Source organism: Streptomyces phyllanthi (assembly GCF_009377205.1).
Taxonomy (GTDB): domain Bacteria; phylum Actinomycetota; class Actinomycetes; order Streptomycetales; family Streptomycetaceae; genus Streptomyces; species Streptomyces phyllanthi.
This window is the reverse complement of the sequence record NZ_VJZE01000725.1, coordinates 1-2,948: the sequence shown is the minus strand read 5'-3', so window position 1 is coordinate 2,948 and position 2,948 is coordinate 1. Positions and strand designations below refer to the sequence as shown.

At 75.2% G+C, this 2,948-nt stretch carries 2 protein-coding genes; both read left to right on the top strand.

Translation table 11 applies throughout. From position 1 onward, the window contains the following. Positions 1 to 2,339, top strand: a 2,339-nt coding sequence (locus FNH04_RS43995) for a TIGR02680 family protein (RefSeq protein ID WP_152791838.1), incomplete at its 5' end; no start/stop codon positions are given. Beyond that, positions 2,336 to 2,948, top strand: a 613-nt coding sequence (locus tag FNH04_RS43990) for a TIGR02679 domain-containing protein (RefSeq protein WP_228031986.1), incomplete at its 3' end; no start/stop codon positions are given. The genes FNH04_RS43995 and FNH04_RS43990, both read left to right, overlap by 4 nt.

Sequence of the window (2,948 nt, the reverse complement as noted above, 5' to 3'; positions counted from 1 at the left end):
CCGCGCCCCCGCCCCACCGCTCGGCGCCCCGCACGCCCGGCACCGGCGCACCCCTGTACCGGCTCGTGGACTTCGCCGAGCACGTGGATCCGGCGGCCCGGGCGGGCCTGGAAGCCGCACTCGAGGCGAGCGGCCTGCTCGACGCCTGGGTGTGCGCCGACGGCACCGTTCTGGACCCGGCCACGCGGGACACCCTCCTCGTCCCCGGCCCACCACCCGCCGGCCCCACGCCGGTCGCCCCCACGCTCGCCGACGTGCTGCGCCCGGTCGCGGCGCCCGACAGCGGGGTGCCGACCGAGCGGGTCGAAAGCGTGCTGCTCGCGGTGGCCCTCGGCTCCGAGAGCGCCATGGCCACGGCGGAGGACTCCGTGATCGGCACCGACGGCTCCTGGAAGCTCGGCGTGGCCCGCGGCCGCCACACCAAGCAGACCGCCGAGTACGTCGGCGCGGAGGTGCGCGCCGAGACCCGCCGCCGCGCCCTGGCCGAGCTCGACCGGCGACTCGTCGACGCGGAGACGCGGCTGGCCGAGCAGCAGAGCGGTCTGCGGATCCTGACGGAGCACCGCACCCAGGTGGCCGACACCCTGAGCCGCCCTCCCGCGGCGCGCCGGCTGACCGACGCGTGGGCCCGTACGGCCGAGGCCGAGCGCACCGCGCAGGTGCTGGACGGCAGGGCGTCCGCGGCCGCCCGGGAGGCGGAGCAGGCACGGGCCCTCGCGGTGGCCGCCCGGCGCGAGTCCGAGGCGGCCGCGAGCGCGCACGACCTCCCGGCCGACCCGGTCGCGCTCGACTCCGTACGTCTCGCCCTCGACCGCCTCGGTACGGGTACGGAACGCCTCCGGCGGCGGCTGCGCGCGGTCGTCTCCTCCGCCGAGGCACATCGCCAGGGCCGTGAGGGCTACGAGCGCGCTCTGACGTCCCGCCGCGAAGCGGAGTCCGACTACGCCGAGCCGCTCGCCCGCCTGGAGACCGCCCGCCGCATGGTGGGGGCCCTGGAGGAGGCCCTGGGGGCGTCGGAGCAGGAGATCCTCGCCCGCGAGGACGAGGTGAAGCGCCGCCTGGAGGCGATCAGGCGCCAACTCCCGGGAATGACGGGTGACTTGAGTGCCGCACACGACGAACGCGTACGCGCGGAGGAGGACGAGAGGGTACGGCGCGAGGCGCTGGCCGGGCAGGAGGGCGAGGCGGTCGCGAGCGGCAGGCGACTGCGTACGGCGCTGTCCCTGCCGGGCGTGAGCAGGGGAGCGGGCCTCGACGCACCGGCGGAGAGCGAGGCACGCGAGGGGAACGAAGCGGACAGCGAGGCCGATGTACGCGACCGCGCGAAGGCCCTGCGCCGACTGGTCGACGCCGTACGGGGCAGGCTGGGCGCGGAGCGACGCGACATCTCGGACACCACCCTCCTCAACCGTCACACGGAGCTGCGCGACCAGCTCTCCGGTGGCTATGACGCCACGCTGGAGGAACACGACGGCATCAAGGTCTGCCGCCTCGTCGACGACCACGGCCCGCACGACATCGCCGCGGTGGGCGAGCGCATCGCCGCCCAGGCCGCCGAGGCGCGCGAACGGCTGACGGAACGCGAGCGCGAGGTGTTCCAGCGCTTCCTGACGGGGGAGCTGGGCGACCATCTGTCCTCCCAGGTCCTGGCCGCGGAAGCCCTGGTGGCCGCCCTGAACGGCACCCTGTCCACGGTCCGCACCTCACACGGCCTGGGCGTGGTCCTCGACTGGAAGCTCACCGACGGAGTGGAGGCCGACGTCAAGGCGGCCGTAGACCTGCTGCGCAGCCCCTCGGGCCTGCGCACCCGGGAACAGTCCGAGCAGCTCCGCGACGTCCTCCAGCGCCGTATCGAGGACGCCCGCCGCGCAGACCCGGGCGCGGGCTACGCGGCCCACCTGCGCACGGCCCTCGACTACCGCGACTGGTTCACCTTCACCCCGTGGGTCGTGAGCGACGCCACCCCCGGCAGCCGCCGCAAACTCTCCGGCCGCACGGGCCTCAGTCAGGGCGAGCAGCGCGTCCTCTCCTATCTGGTCCTGTTCGCCGCCGCGGCCGCCCACTTCACGAGCCTCGCGGAAACGGCCCCGCACGCACCCCGGCTGATCCTGCTGGACGACGCCTTCGCCAAGGTCGACGAGCCCACCCACGCCCGCCTCGGCCGCATCCTGGTCGATCTGGACCTGGACTTCGTCCTCACCAGCGAACGCCTGATCGGCAACTGGCCCGACGTACCGTCGCTCCACATCTACGAGTGTCTGCGCGACCCGCACGTGCGAGGCGTGGCGACGCTGCACTACACGTGGAACGGACGGCAGAGGCGCCTGATGCCGGTATGACGGAACCAGACGCCGGAAGGCTCGACGCCGGGAGGGCGGAACCAGACGCCGGGAGGCTCGACGCCGGGAGGGCGGAAAAGGAGGAGGAACCCGACGCCGAAGCCCTGAGGTTCCTCACCCGCCCCGGTCTCACCCGTCTCTGGACGGCCGTACGGGCACGCCTGGAACGCAACGGCCTGCGGCCGACCGGCACGGTCAGGCTCCAGAACCTGGACGCGCGGGAGCGCGAGGCACTGTCCCTGCTCCTCGCGCGACCACTCACCGCCGCCACCGCCACGATTCGCCTCCCGGACCTGGACACCCGTCTGCGCGCCAGCGCGGTCGGCCGGGGCCTGGCCGCGACCCTGGCGGAGCTGGGCCCGCCCCTGACCGACCGCCGAGCGGCCCGCGACGCGGCGGCGGCCGAACGCGCCCGCCTGTGGTCCACGGCGGAAGCGGCCCTGGCCGCCACGCCGCTCGCCGGCCGGCCCTGGGCCCGCCCATGGCTGGAGGAGATACGCCGAAGCGGCACCCTCACCCGCCAGCCGCCCCACACGGCGCTCACGACGGCCACCCAGGCCATCCAGACCCTCGCGGCCCTCTTCCCCGGCACGGGGCCCGACCCGGCCC